The organism is Acinetobacter sp. GQ146 (assembly GCF_059758585.1).
In genome coordinates this window covers 217,027-241,944 of record NZ_JCAXDV010000003.1, presented here as the reverse complement: position 1 = coordinate 241,944, position 24,918 = coordinate 217,027, and the positions used below count along the sequence as shown (strand labels likewise).

Here is a 24,918-nt window from a genome sequence, read left to right as displayed (position 1 = left end):
GAAACTATTGCCACTTTTGCGCACTGTTTTAAAGCAAGCAATCTTGATGTTTTCGCACACTCTTTGAATCTTTTCGCGCCAAAATAGTGACATCAACTCAAATCATGCACCATTTAAGCAAAAAATATGCCAACTTAATGACCAATCAACAAATTCCTTTAAATACAGAAATATCAAGAGATAGAACGAATTTCTTGCATTTTAAGTTTTAATTATATTGCACCATTTTTGAGCATTTATTTATTTATATAACACAGCATGCGCCATTTTAGAACGATTAATTAAATGGATCTGCAATTTCTTGGCGCACGGATGAGGAATCCCCAGTATTTGAAGCGGTTGATTTTGTTCCACTATCAACATGGGACTGCGATTTTTGTACATCAATCACATTACCGGCTGCATCCCTACGAGTAACCGTGGTGCTGGTCGTAGCATTTCCAGCTTGCACCGTTGTACTAGTGGAATTATTGGCTTTTTGTTGAAGACGATTGATTGTGGCTTCATCGACTTTGGGTAAGGCCGCAGCTCTCAAACGCACTTCATACAACTGAGTAGCACCCAGCATTTCTTCCATGCCCATATCACTCACTTGTGCCTGATAGTCACCCAATGTAACGACTCCAGGCTGCACCGAGGCAGGCAGTTTTAAATCTAATTGTTCGAATGCCTGTTTAGCTTCATTTTCACTGCCATATATGCCATAGAACAGCACATAGCGTTCTGGCTGCTGCTCAGCACTGAGACGAATGTAAAAGTAATTTTTCCGATTAGCTTGTTTGTTCAAAAAGCTCTTTACAATATCTTCATCTGTTGTGCTAAAGAGCTGAATAGATGACTTATTTTTCTGCTCTAAAATAAATTTTGTACCACGGAATTCATTGCTATGATTGCCTGTGGCCACTACCCTCGTGGTTAAAGCCAGTGGTCGCACTTCATTTTGTAGGGTTCCTAAATTAGTTGTAGCCGTCACGCGTGCGGGTTGTATCTGCAGTTCAGCATCAGACTCAACTGCCTTATCAACCTCAACCAATTCTTGACGGGTATCCGAGCCTGCCCAAAATACCAAGGCAATCAACAAACACAACACCCCACTCACCAGCCAGATATAACGCTGTGAATTTTGCCAATATTTGCGGAGTGTTGTCATTGCTTAACCTTCTATTTTAGCTTGATTGGCAATAATAGCCTGCTGCATGAGCTCCACATCAAATTCTTTAGTAATGATGGCTTGACCCAGCTGCTTTAACAGCACCAATCTTAATTGACCATTCAAGACTTTTTTATCGTGAGCCATATAACCCAAAAAGTCTTGTAATGGAATTTCTGGACAGACGATCGGAAGCCCCGCACGCTGAATGATTGCTCGGATTCGGTTCAAATCGGCTTCAGAAATCCAGCCCATACGCTGCGATAAATCTGCTGCCATCACCATACCCGTTGCGACCGCCTCACCATGCAACCATACACCATACCCCAAATAGGATTCTATTGCATGTCCAAAGGTATGCCCTAAATTCAGCAGGGCTCGTTCCCCTTGCTCTTTTTCATCATTCGCGACTATGCGGGCTTTATGTGCGCAAGAACGATAGACTGCCTCTGCGAGTAAATCTGGATCACGCGCGACCAAGCCCTCCATCTTGGCTTCTAACCAAACCAGAAATTGCTCATCCCCCAATAAAGCATATTTAATCACCTCAGCCAAACCAGCTGATAATTCTCGATCCGGCAAGGTTTTCAATTGCGACATATCAGCCATCACCACCTGCGGCTGCTGAAATGCCCCGATCATATTTTTACCCAAAGGGTGATTAATTCCAGTTTTCCCCCCGACACTTGAATCCACTTGAGAAAGCAGCGTGGTCGGTACTTGAATAAAATACACGCCTCGCTGGAAACAAGCCGATGCAAATCCAGCCATATCTCCAATCACACCGCCCCCCAAAGCCAATACCGTACAGTCGCGATTAAAACCCGCCTCCAGCAAGGCATCAAAGATTAAATTCAAATGTTGAATATCTTTGTATTTTTCACCATCCGGCAACACACAGGTCGCCACTTTTTTACCCAAAGCCTGAATCGCCTGAACATAATGTTCTAAATATAACGGCTGGATGGTTGTATTGGTGACCACCATCACTTGCTGACCCAAAATATAGGGTGCCAACAAAGTTTGAGGATCTAAATCACTACCAATAAAAATAGGATAACGGCGTTCACCGAGTTCTACATGTAAAGTTTGCATGGCTTCAACTACTTAATTTCAACGGGTCGGTTGGGTCGTAATTATATTTAAGATTCTGTGCGCTAAGTCTCGTGCAGCACCTTGATTGGTCTCGATAATATAATGTGCAACTTCACGATATAAAGGATCTCGGATTGCCAATAAATCGCGTAACTTTTGCTCGGGATTTTCTACTTGAAGAAGAGGACGATTTTTATCGCGGTAGGTGCGCTGAAGCTGAATTTCAACAGGAGTATAAAGATAAACAACGATGCCTCGTTGTTTTAAAAATTCGCGATTGGGTGCTTGAGTCACTGCTCCGCCACCAGTAGCCAATACCAAATGAGGACGAGCTGTTAACTCGTCGATCACAACAGTTTCACGCGTACGAAAGCCCGTTTCACCTTCTTTCTCAAAAATCCACGGAATGGTCGCCCCTGTTTTTCGCTCAATTTCATGATCACTATCAATAAATTCACGACCTAACAATTCAGCCAAATGCCGTCCAACTGTTGTTTTTCCTGCCCCCATTGGCCCTACCAAATAGATATTTGGTAGGGAATTAAACTCTTTGCTTGGCAAGGAGTCACCTATTAATTTTGTTTAAATTGAAAATATATTAATGATTTCTTGAAACACTGTCATTAACAATTCGCGGTGTCACAAAAATCAATAGCTCTTGCTTATCATCCGACTTGGTATCTTTTCTAAACAACCATCCAATATATGGAATATCGCCTAGGAATGGGACCTTGGTTTGAGAGTTTGTTGTCGTTTGCTCAAATACCCCACCCAAAATCACGGTTTCACCATTATTCACCAAAACATTGGTGGTAATCGTGTTTTTGTTCAGGATCAATTCACCATTTGGCGCCTCACCTGCAATCGAGTCTTTGGCGATGTCCAATTGCATTTGCACCTTACCATCTGGAGTAATGCTTGGGGTCACCTCAAGACTTAATAACGCTTCTTTAAATGAAGTACTTGCCGTTGAACCCGAGGCCGAGTTGGTCGTGGTTTGATAAGGAACTTCCTGACCTGTCGCCACTTTCGCCTTCTGTTTATCTCCTGTCAGGACTTTTGGTGTAGAAATCACTTCCCCATAACCATCAGCCTGTAATGCTGAGAGTTCAAGATCCAACATAAAATCAGACAAACTAATTAAGCTAAAGGCAATTTGTCCCGCAGGGTTAGTGACACCTAAGTCGACGTTGAGATTGTCTGGACGCTGAATGGTATATTTGCCCTCATCATCAGGCTGTTTTAAATCCCAAAGGGTTTGGTCACTACCACCGACTAAGAGATCATTATTGCTATTAATCCCCTGAGATAAAATGCCCCATTTCACTCCCATCTCTTTAGTGAAAGATGTGGATGCCCGCACAATTCGCGCTTCAACCATCACTTGTTGCACTTGCACATCCAATAAATCAATCATCTTGCGAATTTGATCAATTTTCTGTGAAGTATCATTAATGATTAACATATTTGTACGCGGATCAATCGAAACCGTACCACGTGGGCTTAACAGACTCCCTACGCTATCCCCCAAAGGATCTGCCGTATTACCCGAACCACCTGAACTTTTTGCATTCTGGCCTTGCGTGATCATTTGTTGAATATCACTGGCTTTAGCATAGTTCAATTGAATATATTCTGTTTGCAATGGTGCTAGTTTCACACTCTGTGCAATGGCTTTGGCTTCTTCCTCTTCCGCTTTAATCAACTCAGCCACAGGTGCAATCCAGATCACATTCCCATTACGGCGTTTATCCAGATTCTTGGTTTTCAGAATAATATCCAGAGCCTGATCCCATGGTACATCTTTTAAGCGCAAGGTAATGTTGCCTTGTACGGTGTCCGCTGCAACCATGTTGATGCCTGTAAAGTCAGCCAACAATTGCAGGACACGACGCACTTCAATATCTTGGAAATCTAAAGAGATTTTCTTGCCCGTATAGCTATTTGCTGCATGCGGCTTCATTGGATTCTTATCAACAGGGCGTTTTAAGCTAATCGTGAGCTTATTTTCCGCCTGATAAGCCATATATTCATAGCTACCCGAGGATTGAATGTTGATTACCCCGTTATTGCCATCATTGTAAGCATCAACAGTAGAAACAGGGGTAGCAAAGTCATTTACATTTAAACGACGGGTTAAATGTGCTGGAATTTTTGTCCCCAGCATACGCACTACAATCTTACTACCTTGCTGCTGCACATCCGCTGGGGTGTTACTGCCCAATAAATCAATCACGACTTGACCTTCACCTTCAGCACCACGCTGAAAGCCAATATTAGATACACCTTGTACAGGTGCTTTCATACTGGTGGCAACTGGTGTGGCATAACTATTATCTGTTGAATTAATTTTCAGAATAAATGTATTGCCTTCTACACGTGTCGTAAATGCACCAGCATCTGCTAGATTAACGGTTAAGCGAGAACGCTGTGCATCGGAAGCCACATCAATGGAGCTGGCTTCTTTCGTTGCAACAGCAATATTACTTTGCTTTAAAGTCTGCTGTGCTTTATCGAAATCTAAAATGAGGCGTGATGGTTGTTCTAATTGATAAGCTTGTGGTTGTGGTGGAATACCATTAAACATCACACGAATTTCAGTGCCTTGCCCTGGAATTTGCATGGGTACAACATTGGTAATACTCACCTGTGCACTGGCAGCTTGCATCACTGCCATGGCGACTGCACCCATAGAAAACTGACGGAAAATATGATTCATTGTATTACCATCCCCAAATATAAAATCTTGAATACTGTTTTTCATTTTTATTCCTTTACGTTAAGGTGCGGGCCCAATTAAGACCATACTCCGCGGACGCTCAACATATCCTTCTCTACCATCTGGAATAATTTCAATCAGATCAATCTGTGTCGGCGTAATTTTGACAATACGCCCTTGATTCATCCCCATAAAGCTACCGACCTGAACACGCTCGATTTCACCATCTGGTGTTTGAATCAACGCTAAAATTTGTCCGGATTGGCTACGCATGCTGCCCTTCATATTTAAGGATTCTAGCGCATAACTTTCCAGTGGCTGAGGCTGGCGGGCAAAGTTTGGATACACTCGTTTACCCGCCATAATTTTTAATTCTGCCGCCAATGAGCTTGGCATAAATGGGCTTTTTAATTGATGCGCCGAATAATTAAAGGTTGGTACTGGTGGAAAAACTGGTGCAGGCTCAATCGGTAATGGCTGTTGACTACGAATGTTGACCATTTCCATATTCACAGCATCAATACGCGAGTCACACCCAACCAAGACCAGTCCCAACATCAAAGCTAATGTGATTTTTTCAAATTTCATTACTTCGCTCCTCCTTGTGGAGTGGCTTGAGCAGGTGAATTGTTCGCATTGCCATTCGCTGCTGCATTTTGACGTTCTTCATTCCCGATGTAACGATAAGTACGTGCCTTCGCCACATAAGTAACTTGCGGGATTTCAGACTTCTTGTCTTTACTGATTGAAGAAGTGATGTCAAAGTCATGCAATGTCACAATGCGAGGTAAAGCCGCAATGCCACTGACAAAAGAACCAAATGCGTGATAATCGCCAGTGGCCTCAATACTAATCGGCTGTTCGATAAAGAACTCTTGTCTCACTTCAGGTTCTAGACGGATATTTTTAAATTTCAATCCAGAGTTCACACCCGTCACGTTAATATCTTCAACCAGACCAGGAATTTCTGTTTCTTTCGGCAATTGTTCTAATTGTTGATTAAAGTTGGCTTCCATCTCTTGTAATTGCGCTTGATACTGCTGCAAATTACGCAGTTTTGAATCTTTCTCACGGAATTCATTCAATAAATTCTGTTCTTGTGCATGTGCACTCGAAATCGCATCCAACTTCGGCTTAATCACCAGAAAGTAGCCAACTGCACAAATCAAAAATACAATGAAAATCCAACACGTGATTTTGACTGACAGCGGCCAACTGCCATAATTATTTGGATCTAAAGTATTAAATTGTTGGAAGAACTTATCCACTGTCATTTTTTTCTTTGGTTTAACAACAGCTTCTTGATTTAATTCATCAAATTCATCACGACTCATTGTGCTGCCCCCGCTGTTGAACTGGCTACTGCATTAGCATCAGTTGCGACTGGCTCTGAAGTTGGCATCGCAATTTCATCTAGATCAGCTGTAACCACAAAAGTTCCATAGCTGTCTTCAACTCGAGGAATGACTGAGCTCGGAGCTTTATTTTTATTTTCTTCTGCTGCCAAGAATGAATTCATAAAGGCATTACGATACCAAGCCGAAGCCTCTAAATTACGCAAGAATTCCGCCACAGCATTTGGACTTTCTGCCTTACCTTCAATGGTAAATTTATCCCCAACCCGTGAAAATTTAGTGATGTAGACATTGGCAGGCACAACCCGTGCCATCTCATCAATCAAACGTACAGCAATTGGACGCTGGCTTTGCAAGCCCTGAATCAACTTCATCCGTTCCACAATTGCATTGCGCTGCTCTTGTAAACCTTCTAACGATTTAAGTTGTACATCCAAATTTTGATTGGTACTGGTAATCAGTTGATTGGCTTGCTCTTGATCTTCAAGTTTATAGTTGTAATAGAACCACGCCATGACAACCAACAACACCCCAATTAAAGCCGCCCCAATACAAATAACAATGAATTCTTTTTTCCGTTTCTCTCTTAGCTCATCGCGCCAAGGGAGCAGGTTAATTTTTGCCATTAATCAAAACTCCTCAATGCCAGACCACACGCCACCAAGAGAGAGGAAGCATCATTTTCAATTTTTTTAATATCAATTTTTGGAGAAAAGCCCATTTGTAAGAATGGATTTGCAATCGTGACACGATAGCCAAGTTTTTGTTGTAACAACTTGGCCAAACCCGGAATGTTGGCATTCCCTCCTGCTAACAAAATATGATCGATTTCATTAAATTGTGAAGAGGAAAAAAAGAACTGTAATGAACGAGCAGCTTGCTGCACCACAGCATCTAGGAAAGGCTCTAAAACTTCTACATCGTAGTCATCTGGCAAGGTACGACTTTTTTTCGCTCGTCCTGCTTCCTCAAAAGATAGACCATATCGGTTCTGAATTTCTTGAGTCAGCTGTTTACCCCCAAAAACTTGTTCACGGGTGTAGATAATTTTGTCATTTTGCATCACAGACAAGGTGGTCATGGTATGCCCGATGTCCAACACGCCAACGGTATTCACCCCCATTGGCATCGTATCCGAAAAGACCTTATAGACATTTTCCAATGCAAAGCTTTCAACATCGGCAATTTTTGGCGTTAGGCCTGCCAGCTCCAGAACTTCTGAACGCGCTTCGACATTTTCTAGACGTGTTGCCACCAGGAGTACATTGACACGATTCGGGTTAGCCAAACGATCTGGCAAAACCTCAAAATCAAGACTCACTTCATCCAAAGGGAACGGAATATATTGCTCAGCATCCATACGGATTTGAACTTCACGTTCATCATCCGTCATATCCGCATCCATTTCGATAATCTTACTAATTACCATAGACGTCGGAATGGCGATTGCTGCTGCATGTGATTGAACATTTGCTAAATTTAAAGCGCGTCCCAAAGCATCCCCAATAGCTTCCGGATTCAAAATGTTTTTTTCAACAACACTGCCTTCTGGTAGCGGAACCAAAGCATAGCTTTCGACCCAATAACGACCGTTCTTTACTGACAGCTCTAACAACTTAACAGAAGTGGAACTAATATCTACCCCTATTAACCCCTTATTTGGCTTACGATATAACCTGAGCACAATACTATTCCTATTATTTTTTTATCCCCAATAGAAGTAACCAACCAATTGACTGCGGTCTATAATTTTAATACGGATACAATAACTCATTAACAATCCGTATCTGTAAAAGGCTATACTGACCACCAATTAGTTTGCCATTAGCTCCTATTAAAACTTACTTGTTATGAAAAAGCTATCTTGTTCAGGCCGTGTTCATCCATTTTTTTTGATCATAATTATAGTTTTGGTCGCAATTCCTATGGGGTTTTATGGCATGTATCTCTATATTGCCCCATCTTTGCCTGAAATGAGCATTTTAAAAAAAGCACCTTTACTAAAACCATTACAAGTTTATAGTGCCGATCAACAACTGATTGCGGAATACGGTGGCAAACTTTCCGTGCCAGTTGAATATGATCAAATCCCCCGAACCTTTATTCATGCCTTTTTGGCCGCAGAAGATTCTGCCTTTTTTGAACACAGCGGTATTAGCTTTAAAGGCCTGGGGCGTGCCGTAAGCGAGAGCATTACCGGATCGAATGTGCAGACCGGTGGTTCGACCATTACCATGCAAGTGGCGAAAAACTATTATCTCAGTCCTGAACGTACCTTAAAGCGTAAACTCACCGAAGTCTTCTTGGCTCGAAAGATTGAACAAAATCTATCTAAAGAAGAAATCCTCACTTTGTATGTCAATAAGATCTTTTTGGGTAAAAATGCCTACGGCATCGCGGCGGCGGCTAAGATTTATTACAACAAAAATCTAGAAGATTTAAGCATTGCCCAAATGGCAATGATTGCCGGACTTCCCAAAGCACCATCCAAATATAATCCCGTTGCCAATCCTGAACGTGCTTTGGAACGCCGCAACTGGATTTTAGGTCGCATGCTACAACTGGGCTATATCAATCAAGAACAATATCAGAATGCGATTGCCGAACCGATTAATCTTGACATGCCCGACCGCGGAGTGAGCAACCAGTTTCCCTATGTCGGGGAAATGGTTCGCGCTGAATTGGTCAGTAAGTTTGGAGATCAAGCCGTTGATTCTGGCTACAAGGTCTATACCACCATTAACAGCCAACGACAGTATTTTGCCGAGCAGTCTGTGCAAGAGGGCTTAGAAGCCTATGATCGCCGCCATGGGTGGCGGGGTGCCGAAGCGCATGATAAAGATTTAAAACAATTTATGGCTTATGCCAACACCTATCCCGCCAAAGTCAGCAAAGTCAACGCCACTTCATTTGAAGCATTCATGCAAGATGGTTCCAGTGTAACGGTTCCGTGGTCAGGCATGTCTTGGGCACGCCCCTATCGGAATGCCAATAGTGTTGGCCCCTCTCCCAGCAGAGCCTCACAGATTGTCAAGGTTAAAGATATTGTTCGCCTAAGACCCAATGCGGACAAAACCTCATGGTCTTTAGTCCAAGTTCCGAAAGTTCAGGGGCAACTGATTGCCATTAATCCCAACAATGGCGCCATTGAAGCGATTGTGGGGGGATACAATTTTTACCAATCCAAATTTAACCGAGCACTGCAGGGCTGGCGTCAACCAGGTTCAACCATTAAACCCTTTGTCTATGCACTGGCTTTAGAACGCGGCATGACGCCCTTTACCATGGTCAATGACAGCCCGATTACCATTGGCAAATGGACTCCCCGCAACTCAGATGGTCGCTATCTAGGCATGATTCCGTTACGTCGGGCCTTGTATTTATCGCGTAACACAGTCTCGGTGCGTTTATTACAGGCTGTTGGTATTGAACGTACCCGCCAATTATTTATGGATTTTGGTCTACAAGAGGATCAAATTCCACATAACTACACCATCGCACTGGGTACGCCACAAGTCTTGCCTATCCAAATGGCAACGGGTTATGCCACATTTGCCAATGGTGGTTACCGAATTCAACCACACTTTATTGATCGGATTGAAGATGCCTATGGCAAAGTCATTTACCAATCTAATCCAGAATATGCATGTATTGAATGTATTCATGAAAAAGAGCAACAGGTCTCTGCCGCACCCGTAACGCCTGACGATGAAGTGATTGAAATCACCAATCAAACCACTACCCCTAGCAAAGCTGAACCCAATGCAGAATATCGTCAAGCGCAACGCATTTTAAAATCGAGTTCAGCTTTTGACATGGCCAATATTCTTAAAGATGTGATCCAGCATGGTACTGGGCGTGCTGCTTTAAAAATTGGTCGTGATGATTTGGGCGGCAAAACAGGAACCACCAATGATGCCAAAGATGCCTGGTTTGCTGGCTTTAATGGCAAATTAGTAACAGTTGCTTGGGTTGGCTTTGACCAACCAACCACTTTAGGACGACGCGAATATGGTGGCGTAGCGGCATTACCCATTTGGACCAATTTTATGGGCAATGCCCTTAAAGGCACGCCTTCCTCTTGGGTACATTTGGATAAAGATGCCAAAGCACCGACCCTGCATGATGAAACACAATTTATTCAGGGTGAAACCAAGAAAGATTATCGTGCTTCACCACCACTGGCTCAGCCTTTATATCGTCCGAAACCCGCAGCTCCTGTGCGCGCACCTGAACGCGACTTTGAGGATTTACCTGACGATGACCAAACACTGCAACCAAGTCATCAAACCCCTCCAAGTATGCAACCAAATCCTGCAGCTAAAAAACCCGATGCACTGGAACATTTAATTGATCAGGTGCAATAAGCGAAAACTGTCGCCAATAAAAAACCCTCCACATGGAGGGTTTTTTTATTGGCTTTTGAGTTAGTGCTTTTGCAAGAGATAAATTTGAAATTGCGCTGTAACTTTAAACTGCTCACTGGCTTCTAATGCACTGCGACGATCTACTTTGGCTTTATAAGCATATGGGGTCATGGCAATCAGGTTTTTCAACTGCTGCTGATTTAAATCCAATTCTGCTTGAACCACCTGTGACTCAAGCAAAGTAAAATCAGAAGCCAATTGCTGCACAAACTTATCGGGTTCATGTGCCTTTACTTCTTCAAATAACGCTTCACGCAAAGCAAATAAATGCGCTGGGGCTGGCGTCACCACCAACAAATAACCTTTGTCCTTCAGCACACGCAGAATTTCTTGTTGAGGAATCGGACTAAATAAACTGCTGCACAAATCAATCGATTGATCTAAGACAGGCAATGTTGCTCCTGTTCCGACGACCCAAGTCACTTCACGGTTTAACTTGGCGGCCACCTGTACTGCATTTTTGGCAATATCCACCCCAACACATTGCAGCACTTCGGCTTGCATGGCACTGGTGTAATAGCCTTCACCACAACCAATATCTAAGAGATTTTCAATGCGTAATTGTCGCAGTTTCTCGACTACCGCCTGCTGGAGCGGGGCATAAAAACCAGCGCTTAAAAATGCGCGACGCGCCTGCACCGATTCTGGGGTATCGCCTGGGGTTTTACTGTGCTTGTGCTGCACGACATGCAGATTCACATAGCCCTGCTTGGCAACATCATAGCTATGATGATTTACACACTGCCAGGTCTTTGCTACTAAACTCAATTTCTCACGACATACTGGGCACATGAGTAGATTCATCATTTTCTCCAACTTTCTGCGTTTACATATAAAAAAAGGCCAGCAAATGCCGACCTTTTGATATGTCTTTGGCTTAGCGCAATTTTAAGGTCATTAAGCCCAAAACCACCAGCATAATCGTAATAATCCAGAAACGAATCACCACCTGCGTTTCACGCCAGCCTTTTTTCTCATAATGATGATGTAATGGCGCCATTAAGAACACCCGCTTATTGCGCATGCGCAAGGAACCGATTTGTAGGAAGACGGAAACCGCTTCCACTACAAACACCCCCCCCATGATCGCAAACACGATTTCTTGACGCACCATCACGGCAATTGTACCGAGCATCGCACCCAATGATAAAGCACCCACATCCCCCATAAATACTTGAGCTGGATGTGCGTTATACCAAAGGAAAGCCAAACCCGCACCAATCATGGCGGCACAAATCACCACCAACTCAGATGAATATTTAACATAAGGAATATGCAAGTAATTGGCAAAACGTACGTCACCCGCAAGGTAAGCAAACACGCCTAAACCCGCGGCTACCAATACAATCGGCATAATCGCCAGACCATCCAAACCATCGGTCAGATTCACGGCATTGGATGCCCCATTAATCACCAGATAGGTAAAGATAATAAAACCAATACCTAAAGGAATTGCTGAGAATGGAAGGCTAAGATTCTTAAAGAATGGAATCAGTAAATCCAGCATATTGGCTGTATGAATCGGATTATCTTGTTGTTTAGCAATTACATACAAGGCGATCCCCGCACCGAGCGATGCCACCGATGTCCAGAAAAACTTCTTCCGTGCCGGTAAACCCGCATTGTCTTTATAACGGATTTTAATCCAATCATCTGCCCAGCCCACGGCACCAAAAATCACCATGACACCCAGCACAATCCACACATAGGGATTAGATAAGTCCGCCCAGAGTAAGGTTGAAATGCCGATGGAAAGCAGGATTAAAACCCCACCCATGGTCGGAGTACCCATTTTCTTGGCATGATTTTCAGGTGCAAAGGTACTAACCGCCTGACCGTACTTCAAGGCCTGTAATTTACGGATCATGACAGGACCTAACACCAGACCAATCGATAAAGCCGTCAGGACACTCAATAATGAGCGCAGGGTTAAATAACGTACCACTTGGAATGAGCTGTGATAGCCCGCAAGCTGCTCAAATAGCCATAACAGCATTTTAAAGTTTCTCCATCAAGTCAGTCATCAACGTTTCCATATGGGTATAACGAGAACCTTTAAACAGGAAACTCATCGACTGGGGTTGATGTGTTTCGACTAAACTAATTAAAAAAGGTAAAGCTTGTTCTTGATTCAAGAATGCCTGTAATTTTTTACCATATTGGGTACTGCGGGCACCTTCTTGTGTGGCAGGTGCAAATTCACCCACCGCTACCACAAAGTTAATGCCTTTGATCGAAACCAAATCACGTCCTAACAGATAATGTTGCTGTGCTGCGCTTTGACCCAACTCACCAATATCGCCAATCACCATCACGCGAATGCCTTCTTGCTGAGCCAAGACCTCACCTGCCGCCCGCATCGAAGTTGGGTTGGCATTATAGGTATCATCAATAAACAAATAGGGCGCTTTGTGAATAAAATTCAGTCGCCCTTTTGCGCCTTGCGCCTGTTCGAGACCCAAGACAATGTCATCCAGCTCAATACCGATTGCCAAGGCAAAAGCGGCAGCAGCGGTGGCATTTTGCACATTATGCTCGCCTGCAAAAGGCAATTGGACCATACGTTCACCTTGCGGAGTATGCAAGGTAAATGTCGCGGATTGCGGTTGCAACTGGATCTCAGAGGAAAAGATCTCGCCTCCTGACCCAAAGCTTAATACTTGCTGGCTGTGTACCGCATTTCGAATACTATCGGTAAAATCATCGGCAGCCGGCACAATAGCTGTTCCCGAAGGTGCAATATGCGCATAAATCTCAGATTTCGCGCGGCAAATTCCCTCACGCCCACCAAACTCACCCAAATGAGCCGTACCAATATTCAGAATCCCAGCAACCTGTGGTTGAACCAGTGCCGAGGTATAATCGATTTCACCTTGATGGCTGGCGCCAAGTTCCATTACTGCATAACGATGCTCGGCACGCAGCTCAAGCAACATCATCGGGACACCCAGATCATTATTTAAGTTACCCCGAGTAATCAAAGTTGGCGCTAGACGCGATAAAATACTGCCCAACATTTCTTTGGTGGTGGTTTTTCCACTACTGCCCGTTAAAGCGATGACCTTCAACTGCGGATGTTGCGCACGTCGATACGCCCCCAAATGCCCCAAGGCCAAACGCGTATCCGATACAACCAACTGACAAATATCCGCATCGACAGGATGGCTCACAATCGCGACCTGACAGTCCTTCTCAGCCACTTGCGCAACAAAATCATGTGCATCGAAACGTTCGCCCTGCAATGCTAAAAAGGCATCACCCTGCTCGGCATGACGAGAGTCGGTCAGAACGCGTTTAATGGCAGTGTCTGGCACCCGATCATTCAGCCAATAACCCTGTGTGGCATCTTGCAATTCGGCCGCAGTCCACGGCTCTAATGGAACAGTACTGGTAGTTGAGGTATGCATCTATATTTCCTATTACGCAGGATATGCTGAATCAGGGAGATGGTGCTGGGCATCTATTGCGGCTTGAACTTCAATCACATCATCAAACCAATGGCGTACACCTTCAATTTCTTGATAGTTTTCGTGCCCCTTGCCAGCAATGACCACGATATCGCCTGCCTGAGCAGTTTGTACTGCAAATTTGATTGCTTCACGACGGTCACGAATTTCATGCACCACATGTCCGGAAAAATCAATCTCCGCTTTCATATCTGCAAAAATCTGTTCAGGATTTTCAGTGCGTGGATTGTCAGACGTCAATAATACGACATCAGCCCCTTCGAGAGCTGCTTGAGTCATCAGTGGACGTTTACCACGATCACGATCTCCCCCACAGCCAAAGACCGCCCATAAACGCTGCTCAACATGGCGTTTTAAAGTACGCAGTACCTGCACCAAAGCATCTGGAGTGTGGGCATAGTCCACGACAAATAATCGTGCATCATCACGGATAACTTGCATGCGCCCTGGGGCACCTTGCAGCTTCGGGACACTGGCAATCAGTTGTGACAAGTCAAATCCAGCCTGTTCTGCAACGATCAGACTCGCAACCAAATTTTCAATATTAAAGTGTCCCAGCAAAGGACTTTGCACCATAAACTGTCCATGCGTAGTTTGCAGACTAAACTGTGCGCCTGACAGGCTATACTGGATATCACGCACTTGATAATCTGCAGCCTGCGTCATGGAATAGGTCAAAATTTGTGGTTGTGCAGGATTGGATTTTGCAGCAGCCAACATCAATGGCGCATATTCATCATCCATATTAATCACAGCCACTTTTAAAGACTCAAATTTAAACAGAAGCGACTTAGCTTCTGCATAAGCTTCAAGCGTACCGTGATAGTCCAAATGATCGCGACTTAAATTACTATAGGCCGCAATCTCAATCGCACAGCCTGTTAAACGCCCCTGCTCCAAACCATGTGAACTGGCTTCAATCGAAGCAAATTTTGCTCCTTGTTGTGCATAACTGTGCAAGGCATTTTGCAATTGCAGTGCATCAAGCGTGGTATGCGAAGAACTTTCCAGATTCGGCAGAATTCCATTACCTGTGGTACCCATTACGGCACAAGGCTGACCTTGCAGCATAAGCAACTCTGCAACCAAGCGTGAAATCGTGGTCTTACCATTGGTTCCTGTCACCGCGAGAATCTGTAAGGCCTGCGTCGGAGAGACCGCATTCAAATAGTGCTTTTGCCAACCCCCCATCAGATGACGTACGTTAGGCACCACCAAACTTGGTGCTACAGCCAACTCGGTTTCACTAATCACCGCCAATGCGCCTTTAGCAATTGCTGTCTGGGCAAATTGCACGGTTTTTTCAGGTTGGCTCAGGCTATTTAAGGCAATAAATATTTGTCCAGTCTCAACATAGCGGCTGTCTAGGCAAAAACCTTGGAAAGGTTGTTTCATCCATCCAGCGATCTGATCAGAAGGATACAGTTCTTGAAATGTAATTGACATTCAGCACCTATTACTGGATTTTTGGCGTGTCTAAAGGTTTATCTAAAGGCACATTCATTAAACGAAGAGATTCTTGCATCACACGAGCAAATACAGGAGCAGCGACTAGACCACCATAATATTGACCTTGCGGGTTTTCCACGACCACAAAAATAGCCAAGCGAGGATCACTCACAGGGGCTACCCCAGAGAACAGGGCACGGTATTCTTTTTCCGAATAGCCTTTACGGTCAGCACGTAATTTATGCGCAGTTCCTGTTTTACCCGCTACACGGTAACCTGGAATATTGGCCTGACGTGCTGTCCCCCCCGGCAAGGTAACCGCTTCCATCATCAGCAGGACTTGATCGGCAATTTTCGGATCAATCATTTGCTGACCTTTTGGCGGCTCTTCCAACTTATACAAACTTAATGGAACCTTCACCCCATGATTGGCCAACATGGCGTAGGCATCCACCATTTGCAGCACTGTGGCATTAATACCATAGCCATAAGCCATAGTCGCAACTTCAGAGACATTCCACTTGCTTGGTGGCAGCACTAGACCAGAACTTTCACCGGGGAACTTCACCGCTGAACGCTCACCAAAACCCACCCGTTTCAAGAAGGTCGGTAAAGTGGAATACGGCAAAGACAAGGCAATTTTTGCCACACCGACGTTAGAGGATTTTTGGATAATTCCCGCCAGCGTCAATTGACCGTAGTTGTGGGTATCACGGATGGTATGATTCCCCACACGCATCGAACCTGGAGAGGTATTCACCACAGTTGTAGGCTGATATTTACCTGTTTCCAGCGCCATAGCGACCGTCAAAGGTTTCATGGTTGAACCAGGTTCAAACATATCTGTTGCACCACGGTTCCGCATGGCATCTTTGTTGGCTAAACCATTTTTATCATTCGGGTTATAGGATGGCCAGCTGGTCATCGCCAAGATTTCACCCGTTTTCACATCTACGGCAATGGCAGAAGCCGAACGTGCATTATTGGCCACCCCTGCAGCCGTAAGTTCACGATACAGAATATATTGCAGACGAGAGTCGATACTCAGGGTTATATTTTCGCCAGACTCGACTTCTTTAATCACTTCAGGGTCTTTAACACGATTGCCTTTTTTATCGCGCACCACTTGCTGCTCACCATCAATACCTGCCAAACGCTTATTGAGCTGCATTTCCAGACCTTCAATCCCGACCCCTTCACTATTGGTCAAGCCAATAATCTGCGCATTCGGTTGTGGCTGCGGATAATAACGTTTGTAGTTTTTCTCAGTATACACCCCTTGGAAGTTACGTTTTTCAATCAGTTCCGCCTGCTGCGGAGGAACTTCTTTTTGCAACACCAAGTAGCGCGAACGTGGACGTTCATTCAGTTTTTTCTTGAGTTCGGCACGATCCATGCCGACAGCGTCTGCCAGCTCGTCTAAGTTTAAGTTCTTATCGGGTAACTGACGCTTTAACTTACGATTATGTGGATCATTGGCCAATTCAGCGGTAATTTCATCAAATAGTTTTTTATTATCAAAATAATCACGTGGGTCAATCACCACCTTCATCACAGGGGTACTGATTGCCAAAGGCACGCCATGACGATCGTAAATCACACCCCGCATGGCTTTGAGTTTTTCTGTGCGCAAAATATTGGCATTGGCTTTATTTTGCAAGAAGTCACGGTTGATGACCTGCACATAGAAGGCACGCCCCACCAGTGCCACAAAACACATGAGGACCACGGCCCACATTAAATAAAAACGCCACATCTCGACACTGATGGCATTTTTTCCCGTAATCGACTGCTGCTTTTTACGTGGTTGCTTGATCTGCTTGTCTACCATATACAGCTAGCCTTATTTATTGTCATCTGAAGTCATAGGTAAAGAAATCACTACGGTTTGCGCTGTCGGGGGTGAGTACATCCGTAACTGGGTCACAGCCCGGGTGCCGATTTGTGCCGTAGCGCCAAACGTCTGCTGTTCAATCAACAGACGTCCCCACTCAGCATTCAGATCATCACGCTCGCGCATAAACGAACTCAGCTCACGATAATCATGACGGTATTCAAACACTTGAAACACCACCATGATTGCGCTGATAAACACCAAAATGAGCATGCAGGCATAAGTAATATATTTTTTCGTCCGCAATTTTTCTGCTTTCTTTTCGACTGCTTCAGTTTTCATTGTTCGCCTTTATTAAACTAAGCGTTCCGCAACACGAAGCCAAGCACTACGGGAACGTGAATTGGCTTTTACTTCTTCATCGCTGGCACGTACGCGCGATATTTTCTTTAAACGACGGGTATCTTGCTGTTGTTGTGGTAAACCCCATCCTGTGTCTTCAGGCAATGTCGATTCTTTTTGAATAAACTGTTTAATCAAGCGATCTTCCAAAGAATGGAAGCTAATCACTGCCAAACGACCTTCAGGCTTAAGCACCTCAACTGCTTGAGGGAGGAAAGCTTCAATATCTTCTAATTCTTTATTAATCGCAATACGTATCGCCTGAAATGTCCGTGTTGCCGCGTGTTTATTTTTTTCCCATTTAGGATGCGCAACTTTCACGATTTCAGCCAATTGACGCGTGGTGTCAATCTGACCCGCAGCCTTAATCGCTTTGGCAATACGACGGCTATAACGCTCTTCGCCATACTGAAAAATGACATTGGCCAAGGCTTCTTCTTCAATCTTCAGCAACCATTCTGCTGCGGTTGGACCTTGCGAGTTATCCATGCGCATGTCCAACGGACCATCCTGCATAAAGCTAAAACCGCGCTCTGCCTGATCTAACTGAGGAGATGACACGCCCAAATCGGCCATGACGCCATCAACCTGCATCAAGCCCAAGGCTTCGAGTTCTTGTTTTAAATCGGCAAAGCTGGCATGAATAATATGAAAGCGCGGATCTGCTGCAGCCAGTTCTGCTGCAACCGCCAAGGCTTGTGGGTCCTTATCAAAGGCGTAGACCTGTGAATTTTCATCTAATTTTGAAAGCAATAAGCGAGTATGCCCACCTCGACCAAAAGTGCCATCGACATAAATCCCTGTATTCCGACCTGCCAATAAGGCATCCACAGTTTCATGAAGTAATACAGAAATATGAGACATAATAGTGCAATCAAACTACGAAAAATTTAACTGCACATTATTACCTTGTTTTAGTAAAGCTCCAAACGTCTTTTTGTAGGGAAATATTACTTTTCATAGAGAAAACCGTTTCTATTGTATTGTCCACGCCCCAAAAGCCACTTGACGAGTCTTTTTTGTCTGATTTTAGCGATAATTAATTGGCTTGATTATAAATTTGATCAAAGATCGCGCCATTCACAAAATGCGTTTGTTGCGCTTTTGCCCAACCGCCAAACACATCACCAATGGTGAACAGTTTAAGCTTCGGGAATTGGGCTGCATACTTGGTAGCGGCTTGGGCATTGCGTGGGCGGAAATAATATTGAGCTGCTAAATCTTGCCCTTTCGGAGAGTACAAGTAATTTAAATAGCCTTTGGCTAACTGACGATTGCCATTTTTATCGACGGTTTGATCCACTATCGCGACCGAAGGCTCTGCCAAAATTGAAATGGACGGATAAACAATTTCAAATTGCCCTTTTGCCAAACCTTTGGTCGCCAGCAAAGCTTCATTTTCCCAAGACAGCAATACATCCCCGATACCTCGTTCGGCAAACGTAGTTAAAGAGCCTCGCGCCCCCGAATCTAATACTTTGACATTGCGATAAAGCTTTTTCACCAACTCACGCGCCTTCGCATCATTGCCCCCAGGTTGTTTCAGGGCATAGCCCCATGCGGCCAGATAAATCCAACGCGGTGCACCACCGGTTTTCGGATTAGGCGTAATAATTTCCACTCCGGGTTTAACCAAATCATTCCAGTCTTTAATTTTTTTAGGATTGCCCTTACGTACCAAAAACACCACGGTTGAAGTATAGGGGGCTGAATGATTCGGGAATTCTTTTTGCCAGTTTTTATCGATATACCCCGCTTTCACAATCTCATCAATATCATTGGCGAGCGCCAAAGTCACAACATCGGCTTCCAGACCTGTTGCAACCGCTCGTGCCTGCTTGCCCGCCCCGCCGTGTGATTGCTTGAATGCAATCGCCTGACCCGTACGCTGCTTCCAGTATTGAGCAAATGCTTTGTTATATTCTTGGTAGAATTCACGCGTGGGATCATAAGAGACATTTAAAAAACTTTTTGCCGCAAAGACTGGCCCAGAAACCCCTGCTAAAAGCGCGATCCCAATCGCAACGATATTTTTATGCATTGTGTGACTCTAAATTACTATTTAAAACACTATATTTTTAATAAAATTAATTAATAATCATATGCTTATACTTAATTTGTCGTAATATTTCTAATTTTTAGATATATAAAATGTTGCAAAACAAATAGCCAAAGAGGCTGAACAAATGTCATGAAATGATCTAAAATCTGTCACAATATTACAATCTTCATGATGTCTTCATATTTATTTGTTACAACAACTCCATGAATTTTTCACTCTCGTTCAACAGAGTAAAATCATTTAGATTTTCTTGTCTTTTTGTAAAAAGTGTGACGCAAGTCTACTTTTTGGTTTCTAAAGATGTTTAAATTGTAGCTATAGTATGCAGAACAGTATTTTATAAGAATAGTTCTCAACTAGTTGGGTCAAAGGGGAAATTGAAATGAATTTACATTATTTTCAAGCCATCTGCTTAAGTTTAAGCTTGGGTTGTGTGGCGCAAGCAGGTCATACTGCTGCAATTAAAGCGACTATGGGTAAAACGGTCGCACCTGAAAAAGTGTCTTTAATTGAAAAAGCGCTGAATCAGCAAAAGCAAGGTGACAATTATTTACAAGCAGACAATAACTTGAAAGTTCTGACTGCCATTAAAGTTGCCCCAACACAAAGTTTCTTTGCAACACAAAACCAACGCTTTTCGCGTTTTTTGCAAGCGATCTTCCCACAAAATAATTCTTGATCCAAACCGCCAATTTTTACCCCTTTAAAATTGGTGTCTGGCCCAATCACAAATGTTGAATTAAGCATTAAGTGATTGGGCTTTTTCGTTATAATAGCCTCAGCTTACCTTTTGAAAAATATTGTTATGACTATCCGTACCCGTATTGCTCCCTCACCAACAGGCTTTCCTCATGTAGGAACTGCCTACATCGCGTTATTTAATATGTGTTTTGCCAAAAAACACGGCGGTGAATTTATCTTACGTATTGAAGATACGGATCAAGTTCGCTCGACCCCCGAATCTGAAAAAATGATTTTAGATTCTTTACGCTGGTTAGGTCTGAATTGGTCTGAGGGACCAGATGTGGGCGGACCTCACGCACCTTATCGCCAATCTGAACGTATGCATATTTATAAGCAATACGCCTTGGAGTTGGTGGAAAAAGGACATGCGTTCTATTGTTTTGCGACGGCAGAAGAATTAGACCAAATGCGTGAAGAACAACAAGCACGCGGTGAAACAGCAAAATACGATGGTCGTGGTTTAAAACTCACTCAAGAAGAAGTGCAGCGTCGCCTTGCAGCGGGTGAGCCACACGTGATTCGCATGAAAGTACCTGAAGAAGGTACATGTAAAATCAATGACTTGTTACGTGGCGAAGTGGAAATTCCTTGGGCTCAAGTCGACATGCAAGTGCTGTTAAAAACAGACGGATTGCCAACCTACCACCTTGCTAACGTGGTCGACGATCATCTAATGCAAATTACCCACGTCCTTCGTGGTGAGGAATGGCTGCCTTCTGCACCTAAACACCAGTTACTTTACCAATATTTCGGCTGGGAAATGCCAACCTTGTGTCATATGCCGTTATTGCGTAACCCAGACAAATCAAAACTGTCTAAACGTAAAAACCCAACGTCAATCAATTACTACCGTGACATCGGGGTATTGCCAGAAGCCTTATTGAACTACTTAGGGCGTATGGGCTGGTCTATGCCAGACGAGCGTGAAGTCTTTACTTTAAATGACATGGTGGAACACTTTGATGTAAAACGTGTTTCTTTGGGTGGTCCAATCTTTGATGTGGAAAAACTCAACTGGCTGAATGGTCAATGGATCAAATCATTGACACCGGGTCAGTTGCTGGATCGTCTATTAAGCTGGAAGAGTGACCGTAACACTTTAGAAGATATCGCAGCTGCAATTCAGCCACGTATTCACTTACTGTCAGAAGCAGTGAATTGGGCTGGTTTCTATTTCAACCATATGCCGCAAATTAGCAAAGAACAGTTTGAAAGCAAGAAATTGACTGAAGAACAAGTGCGTCAAAGTCTACAGTTCGCGATCTGGCGCTTAGAAAGCCAGTTTACGTGGAACAATGACACGGTCAGCCAAATCTTGATGGATTTAGCCAACCAAATGAACATCAAACTGCGTGATTTCATGCCTGCGTTCTTCATTGCCATTGCAGGTTCAACCTCATCGACTCCTGTCATGCAGGCGATGGTGACTTTAGGCCCTGATTTGACCTTCGCTCGTTTACGTCATGCCCTTGAAGTGGTTGGCGCTCCGAGCAAAAAAGAAGCAAAAGTCTGGGAAAAACTGAATGAAAGCCTAAAATTGCCGAAAAATGATGCAATTGAACAAGCTTAATTAAATTAGCAGTTGACGTGTGATCGGAATATGCCTAATATTGCGCTCACACAGACTGGGGTCATAGCTCAGTTGGTAGAGCGCTACAATGGCATTGTAGAGGTCAGCGGTTCGATCCCGCTTGACTCCACCAAATAATCGTTTTACCTGTGTTGCCTCATAAGTCCCTATCGTCTAGAGGCCTAGGACATCGCCCTTTCACGGCGGTAACCGGGGTTCGAATCCCCGTAGGGACGCCAAATTCAAAAAAGCCACTGTTCAACAGTGGCTTTTTTATTGCCGTAACAACCTGACTTCAATAAAAGAATCTGAAATATTTTGGCTCAGTCCAACATTCCGCTAAACTAAAGTCAGATAAAAATGATGGAGCTGAAATGCAATACCGTTGCCCAAAATGCCAAAGTCCCAAAATTATGCCTGTAGCACAAGCCAATGCCCCAGCTGCACGTCCTGTCGTGCCTAAAAGTCTGGTGTTCTTAGTTCCCTCAATTTTTGTATTGCTACTGCTGGTTTTAATTAGCATTGCCATGTGGCTGTTTGGTGATGGTGCTGGTTCGACCTTGCAAATTGCAACAGTCATTGCCTTTGTGTTTTGTGTTATTTCAGGCTTCTTGTTTTACCGCGATTTACCTGACTTCAAAATTTCCATGCAATCTTTTATGCAATCACAGAAAAAATGGAAATGCCGCGAATGCGAGCATGAGTGGGAAATCTAAATCTCCCCCAGTTCACATCAGCTTAATGCTGGTGTGAATGATCATGCCCTTCTGCTTCTAACTGTACAGTGTGATCGGCATGCTCAAGATGTGGCTGACTATGCCGATGTGCCAAACATTCATCATCTTCAATCTGTAGCGTCATTTCGGCAATGCCATGTTGCCGCTGTAACATCGCTGCGGCTGCCTGATATAACATTTTCTGATCGGCCTGGGGTGCATAGAGATGCACAGTCAGATGAATATTTTTTGAACTGATGGCCCAGACTTTTAGTTGATGAATACTTTCAACTTCTGGCAACTGCAACAGATCATTCCGCAATTGTTCAATGTCAATTTCTTCAGGCACCCCTTCCAAGAGAATATTAATACTCTGCTTGAGCAGCACCCAGGTGCGGGGCAAGACCCAAAACCCAATCAAGACCGCAATCAGCGTATCCACCCAAAACCATTGGGTAAAATAAATCAAAATGGCGCCAATGATTACCCCAACCGAACCTAGTGCATCACTCAGCACTTCGAGGTAAGCCCCTTTCAAATTTAGGCTTTCCTGCGCACTGGAAAATAAAATGCGCATGGAAATTAAGTTAATGATTAACCCCACTACCGCCACAGCCAGCATACCCAAGCTTTGAATCTCAGGGGGATGGCTAAAACGCTGATAGGCTTCATACAAAATATACACCGCCACCACAAATAGCATCAGGGCATTGAACAGCGCCGCTAAAATTTCAAGGCGTTGATAACCAAAGGTCCGTTTATTATCGGCAGGGAGTTTGCCGAGTCGAATTGCCACCAATGCAATTGCCAAAGCGGCAGCATCGGTAAACATATGCGCAGCATCAGACAGCAGGGCCAAACTTTGCGTGATAAAACCCGCAACCACTTCAATCACTAAAAACAGGCTGGTCAATGCCAAGGCAAAGCTTAATTTTTTGGCATTTTGTTCAGTGACTTGTGCATGTGAATGATCATGCCCATGTGATCCACTCATTTTTCGCCCTCTTTTGATTTTTCTGATTATCACTTTAGTCTTATTTCAACTGGAGTTTAAGACTTTTTCACTTTTCAAAGTTTATGAAAATAATTATCATTTACAATATTAAAACTACACGTGAAATCTTGATGAAAACATTGCTCTGCCTCCCCATTCTATGCGTTTGCAGCACAAGCTTCGCCCATGAGCCCTTTATTGCCCCTTTGGCATATACAACCGAAAATACTCAAATTCCTGTAATTGCTGGCTATGCCGAACAAGCCTTACAACCTGAATACGCCCTCAAGGACATCCAATTAACGGTGATCCAACCTCAGCAAACCCAAGTCACGCTGGATGCTCAGGCACTCAAATCCATGAGTAGCTTTCATCTGCCATTACCTGAACAGGGTACTTATACCCTCTACACCAAAACCGCCTACCCGATTCAATATGTCAAACATCAGCAGCAATGGAAAATCTTCGCAGATGTTCCCGCAGACCAAGTGCCTGCTATCACGGAGCGTGATTATGTGATTGCCAGTGACTTTAACGGTAAGTTACCAAAGAAAGTCGATACCGTGCGTGAATGGACGCTGCAGACCTATCTCAGTAAAAGTTCGCCTTCAGCTGTAGCCAGCACCACTGCACCCATTCAGGTCAGCTTTAACACACATCCAAACCAATTGGTTGCCCAGCAAAGTATTCTACTCCAGCTCAAAAAAGACCATCTGGCTTTCACAGCAGCGCAAGTAACTATACGTGCCCAAGGGACAACTGAAGCACAAGCCCAAGATATTGCAGTACAACCCGATGGTACAGCCCGCTTCAGCTTCCCACATGCAGGTCAATATTTGGTGGAAGTTACTGAAAAAATCGATCCTCAAGCAATGCCTAAAAATCAGAACTACACCATCATTAGCCTGCAAGTTGCTCCATCCAAATCTTAAGA

General features: G+C 44.0%; 22 protein-coding genes and 2 tRNA genes. 7 read left to right on the top strand and 17 right to left on the bottom strand.

What is annotated here, in order from left to right; genetic code table 11:
* Positions 1 to 277 precede the first annotated feature (277 nt).
* Genes AC6CHI_RS07160 through AC6CHI_RS07125 form a run of 8 tightly spaced genes read right to left on the bottom strand, consistent with a single transcriptional unit; the run spans position 278 to position 8,003 of the window.
* Complete coding sequence (locus AC6CHI_RS07160) at positions 278 to 1,150, bottom strand: hypothetical protein (protein WP_498120335.1); 873 nt, start codon at positions 1,148 to 1,150, stop codon at positions 278 to 280.
* 3 nt (positions 1,151 to 1,153) lie between these two features.
* Positions 1,154 to 2,245 carry a 3-dehydroquinate synthase gene (gene aroB / locus AC6CHI_RS07155; protein WP_498120333.1) on the bottom strand — a complete coding sequence of 364 codons (1,092 nt, stop codon included), beginning with the start codon at positions 2,243 to 2,245 and terminating at the stop codon, positions 1,154 to 1,156.
* Positions 2,246 to 2,263: 18 nt separating this feature from the next.
* Positions 2,264 to 2,806: a shikimate kinase AroK gene (gene aroK, locus AC6CHI_RS07150; protein WP_458891749.1), complete on the bottom strand. Its 543-nt coding sequence runs from the start codon at positions 2,804 to 2,806 to the stop codon at positions 2,264 to 2,266.
* Positions 2,807 to 2,843: 37 nt separating this feature from the next.
* Complete coding sequence (locus AC6CHI_RS07145; RefSeq protein WP_498120553.1) at positions 2,844 to 4,964, bottom strand: type IV pilus secretin PilQ; 2,121 nt, start codon at positions 4,962 to 4,964, stop codon at positions 2,844 to 2,846.
* A gap of 60 nt (positions 4,965 to 5,024) precedes the next feature.
* The gene (locus AC6CHI_RS07140; RefSeq protein ID WP_458891750.1) at positions 5,025 to 5,552 is read right to left on the bottom strand and encodes a pilus assembly protein PilP; all 528 of its coding nucleotides are present in this window, start codon (positions 5,550 to 5,552) and stop codon (positions 5,025 to 5,027) included.
* Positions 5,552 to 6,298 (bottom strand): type IV pilus inner membrane component PilO, encoded by a 747-nt coding sequence (locus AC6CHI_RS07135; RefSeq protein WP_498120331.1) that lies wholly within the window; start codon positions 6,296 to 6,298, stop codon positions 5,552 to 5,554. Before AC6CHI_RS07135 ends, AC6CHI_RS07140 begins: the two co-directional genes overlap by 1 nt.
* Positions 6,295 to 6,945 (bottom strand): PilN domain-containing protein, encoded by a 651-nt coding sequence (locus tag AC6CHI_RS07130; protein ID WP_458891752.1) that lies wholly within the window; start codon positions 6,943 to 6,945, stop codon positions 6,295 to 6,297. The genes AC6CHI_RS07135 and AC6CHI_RS07130 overlap by 4 nt, the downstream gene beginning before the upstream one ends.
* The gene (locus tag AC6CHI_RS07125) at positions 6,945 to 8,003 is read right to left on the bottom strand and encodes a pilus assembly protein PilM (RefSeq protein ID WP_458891753.1); all 1,059 of its coding nucleotides are present in this window, start codon (positions 8,001 to 8,003) and stop codon (positions 6,945 to 6,947) included. The genes AC6CHI_RS07130 and AC6CHI_RS07125 overlap by 1 nt, the downstream gene beginning before the upstream one ends.
* Before the next feature lie 166 nt (positions 8,004 to 8,169).
* On the opposite strand from AC6CHI_RS07125, the gene ponA reads away from it, so the two are divergent.
* The gene (gene ponA / locus AC6CHI_RS07120; protein ID WP_498120329.1) at positions 8,170 to 10,686 is read left to right on the top strand and encodes a penicillin-binding protein PBP1a; all 2,517 of its coding nucleotides are present in this window, start codon (positions 8,170 to 8,172) and stop codon (positions 10,684 to 10,686) included.
* 60 nt (positions 10,687 to 10,746) lie between these two features.
* On the opposite strand, the gene AC6CHI_RS07115 is transcribed toward ponA, so the two are convergent.
* The 8 genes from AC6CHI_RS07115 to AC6CHI_RS07080 all read right to left on the bottom strand — a co-directional run bounded on the left by AC6CHI_RS07115 (position 10,747) and on the right by AC6CHI_RS07080 (position 19,939).
* A complete protein-coding gene (locus AC6CHI_RS07115) occupies positions 10,747 to 11,550 on the bottom strand; it encodes a putative RNA methyltransferase (protein ID WP_498120327.1) in 804 nt (267 codons plus the stop codon).
* 73 nt (positions 11,551 to 11,623) lie between these two features.
* On the bottom strand, positions 11,624 to 12,742 hold the full coding sequence (gene mraY, locus AC6CHI_RS07110; protein WP_498120325.1) for a phospho-N-acetylmuramoyl-pentapeptide-transferase: 1,119 nt from the start codon (positions 12,740 to 12,742) through the stop codon (positions 11,624 to 11,626).
* 1 nt (position 12,743) lies between these two features.
* On the bottom strand, positions 12,744 to 14,153 hold the full coding sequence (locus AC6CHI_RS07105) for a UDP-N-acetylmuramoyl-tripeptide--D-alanyl-D-alanine ligase (protein WP_498120323.1): 1,410 nt from the start codon (positions 14,151 to 14,153) through the stop codon (positions 12,744 to 12,746).
* Between the two features lie 12 nt (positions 14,154 to 14,165).
* Positions 14,166 to 15,659 (bottom strand): UDP-N-acetylmuramoyl-L-alanyl-D-glutamate--2,6-diaminopimelate ligase, encoded by a 1,494-nt coding sequence (locus AC6CHI_RS07100; RefSeq protein WP_498120321.1) that lies wholly within the window; start codon positions 15,657 to 15,659, stop codon positions 14,166 to 14,168.
* A 10-nt stretch (positions 15,660 to 15,669) separates the two neighbouring features.
* Entirely contained in the window at positions 15,670 to 17,493 is a 1,824-nt protein-coding gene (ftsI, locus tag AC6CHI_RS07095; RefSeq protein WP_458891759.1) for a penicillin-binding protein PBP3, read from the bottom strand.
* Between the two features lie 12 nt (positions 17,494 to 17,505).
* Positions 17,506 to 17,769, bottom strand: a complete 264-nt coding sequence (gene ftsL, locus AC6CHI_RS07090) for a cell division protein FtsL (protein ID WP_458891966.1) — start codon at positions 17,767 to 17,769, stop codon at positions 17,506 to 17,508.
* Between the two features lie 81 nt (positions 17,770 to 17,850).
* A complete protein-coding gene (gene rsmH, locus AC6CHI_RS07085) occupies positions 17,851 to 18,762 on the bottom strand; it encodes a 16S rRNA (cytosine(1402)-N(4))-methyltransferase RsmH (RefSeq protein WP_458891760.1) in 912 nt (303 codons plus the stop codon).
* Between the two features lie 175 nt (positions 18,763 to 18,937).
* Positions 18,938 to 19,939 (bottom strand): sulfate ABC transporter substrate-binding protein, encoded by a 1,002-nt coding sequence (locus AC6CHI_RS07080; RefSeq protein ID WP_498120319.1) that lies wholly within the window; start codon positions 19,937 to 19,939, stop codon positions 18,938 to 18,940.
* A 403-nt stretch (positions 19,940 to 20,342) separates the two neighbouring features.
* Here AC6CHI_RS07080 and AC6CHI_RS07075 point away from each other — a divergent pair, with 403 nt between their 5' ends.
* The 5 genes from AC6CHI_RS07075 (at position 20,343) to AC6CHI_RS07055 (ending at position 22,990) form a co-directional block, all read left to right on the top strand.
* Positions 20,343 to 20,639: a hypothetical protein gene (locus AC6CHI_RS07075; RefSeq protein WP_458891762.1), complete on the top strand. Its 297-nt coding sequence runs from the start codon at positions 20,343 to 20,345 to the stop codon at positions 20,637 to 20,639.
* A 126-nt stretch (positions 20,640 to 20,765) separates the two neighbouring features.
* Complete coding sequence (gene gltX, locus AC6CHI_RS07070; RefSeq protein WP_458891763.1) at positions 20,766 to 22,274, top strand: glutamate--tRNA ligase; 1,509 nt, start codon at positions 20,766 to 20,768, stop codon at positions 22,272 to 22,274.
* 57 nt (positions 22,275 to 22,331) lie between these two features.
* Positions 22,332 to 22,407: transfer RNA gene (locus tag AC6CHI_RS07065), tRNA-Ala, on the top strand.
* A gap of 30 nt (positions 22,408 to 22,437) precedes the next feature.
* Positions 22,438 to 22,513: transfer RNA gene (locus AC6CHI_RS07060), tRNA-Glu, on the top strand.
* A 135-nt stretch (positions 22,514 to 22,648) separates the two neighbouring features.
* Positions 22,649 to 22,990 carry a hypothetical protein gene (locus AC6CHI_RS07055; RefSeq protein WP_498120317.1) on the top strand — a complete coding sequence of 114 codons (342 nt, stop codon included), beginning with the start codon at positions 22,649 to 22,651 and terminating at the stop codon, positions 22,988 to 22,990.
* A 22-nt stretch (positions 22,991 to 23,012) separates the two neighbouring features.
* On the opposite strand, the gene AC6CHI_RS07050 is transcribed toward AC6CHI_RS07055, so the two are convergent.
* The gene (locus AC6CHI_RS07050; RefSeq protein ID WP_498120315.1) at positions 23,013 to 23,984 is read right to left on the bottom strand and encodes a cation diffusion facilitator family transporter; all 972 of its coding nucleotides are present in this window, start codon (positions 23,982 to 23,984) and stop codon (positions 23,013 to 23,015) included.
* Positions 23,985 to 24,067: 83 nt separating this feature from the next.
* Here AC6CHI_RS07050 and AC6CHI_RS07045 point away from each other — a divergent pair, with 83 nt between their 5' ends.
* Positions 24,068 to 24,916, top strand: coding sequence for a DUF4198 domain-containing protein (locus AC6CHI_RS07045; RefSeq protein WP_498120313.1), 849 nt, complete (start codon positions 24,068 to 24,070; stop codon positions 24,914 to 24,916).
* Positions 24,917 to 24,918: the final 2 nt, after the last annotated feature.

Coding starts and splice junctions, on each gene's coding strand:
- AC6CHI_RS07160 (WP_498120335.1), bottom strand. CDS start 1,150: ATGACAACACTCCGCAAATATTGGCAAAATTCACAGCGTTATATCTGG.
- aroB (WP_498120333.1), bottom strand. CDS start 2,245: ATGCAAACTTTACATGTAGAACTCGGTGAACGCCGTTATCCTATTTTT.
- AC6CHI_RS07145 (WP_498120553.1), bottom strand. CDS start 4,964: ATGAATCATATTTTCCGTCAGTTTTCTATGGGTGCAGTCGCCATGGCA.
- AC6CHI_RS07140 (WP_458891750.1), bottom strand. CDS start 5,552: ATGAAATTTGAAAAAATCACATTAGCTTTGATGTTGGGACTGGTCTTG.
- AC6CHI_RS07135 (WP_498120331.1), bottom strand. CDS start 6,298: ATGAGTCGTGATGAATTTGATGAATTAAATCAAGAAGCTGTTGTTAAA.
- AC6CHI_RS07130 (WP_458891752.1), bottom strand. CDS start 6,945: ATGGCAAAAATTAACCTGCTCCCTTGGCGCGATGAGCTAAGAGAGAAA.
- ponA (WP_498120329.1), top strand. CDS start 8,170: ATGAAAAAGCTATCTTGTTCAGGCCGTGTTCATCCATTTTTTTTGATC.
- AC6CHI_RS07115 (WP_498120327.1), bottom strand. CDS start 11,550: ATGAATCTACTCATGTGCCCAGTATGTCGTGAGAAATTGAGTTTAGTA.
- mraY (WP_498120325.1), bottom strand. CDS start 12,742: ATGCTGTTATGGCTATTTGAGCAGCTTGCGGGCTATCACAGCTCATTC.
- AC6CHI_RS07105 (WP_498120323.1), bottom strand. CDS start 14,153: ATGCATACCTCAACTACCAGTACTGTTCCATTAGAGCCGTGGACTGCG.
- AC6CHI_RS07100 (WP_498120321.1), bottom strand. CDS start 15,659: ATGTCAATTACATTTCAAGAACTGTATCCTTCTGATCAGATCGCTGGA.
- ftsI (WP_458891759.1), bottom strand. CDS start 17,493: ATGGTAGACAAGCAGATCAAGCAACCACGTAAAAAGCAGCAGTCGATT.
- ftsL (WP_458891966.1), bottom strand. CDS start 17,769: ATGCTCATTTTGGTGTTTATCAGCGCAATCATGGTGGTGTTTCAAGTG.
- rsmH (WP_458891760.1), bottom strand. CDS start 18,762: ATGTCTCATATTTCTGTATTACTTCATGAAACTGTGGATGCCTTATTG.
- AC6CHI_RS07080 (WP_498120319.1), bottom strand. CDS start 19,939: ATGCATAAAAATATCGTTGCGATTGGGATCGCGCTTTTAGCAGGGGTT.
- AC6CHI_RS07075 (WP_458891762.1), top strand. CDS start 20,343: ATGAATTTACATTATTTTCAAGCCATCTGCTTAAGTTTAAGCTTGGGT.
- gltX (WP_458891763.1), top strand. CDS start 20,766: ATGACTATCCGTACCCGTATTGCTCCCTCACCAACAGGCTTTCCTCAT.
- AC6CHI_RS07055 (WP_498120317.1), top strand. CDS start 22,649: ATGCAATACCGTTGCCCAAAATGCCAAAGTCCCAAAATTATGCCTGTA.
- AC6CHI_RS07050 (WP_498120315.1), bottom strand. CDS start 23,984: ATGAGTGGATCACATGGGCATGATCATTCACATGCACAAGTCACTGAA.
- AC6CHI_RS07045 (WP_498120313.1), top strand. CDS start 24,068: ATGAAAATAATTATCATTTACAATATTAAAACTACACGTGAAATCTTG.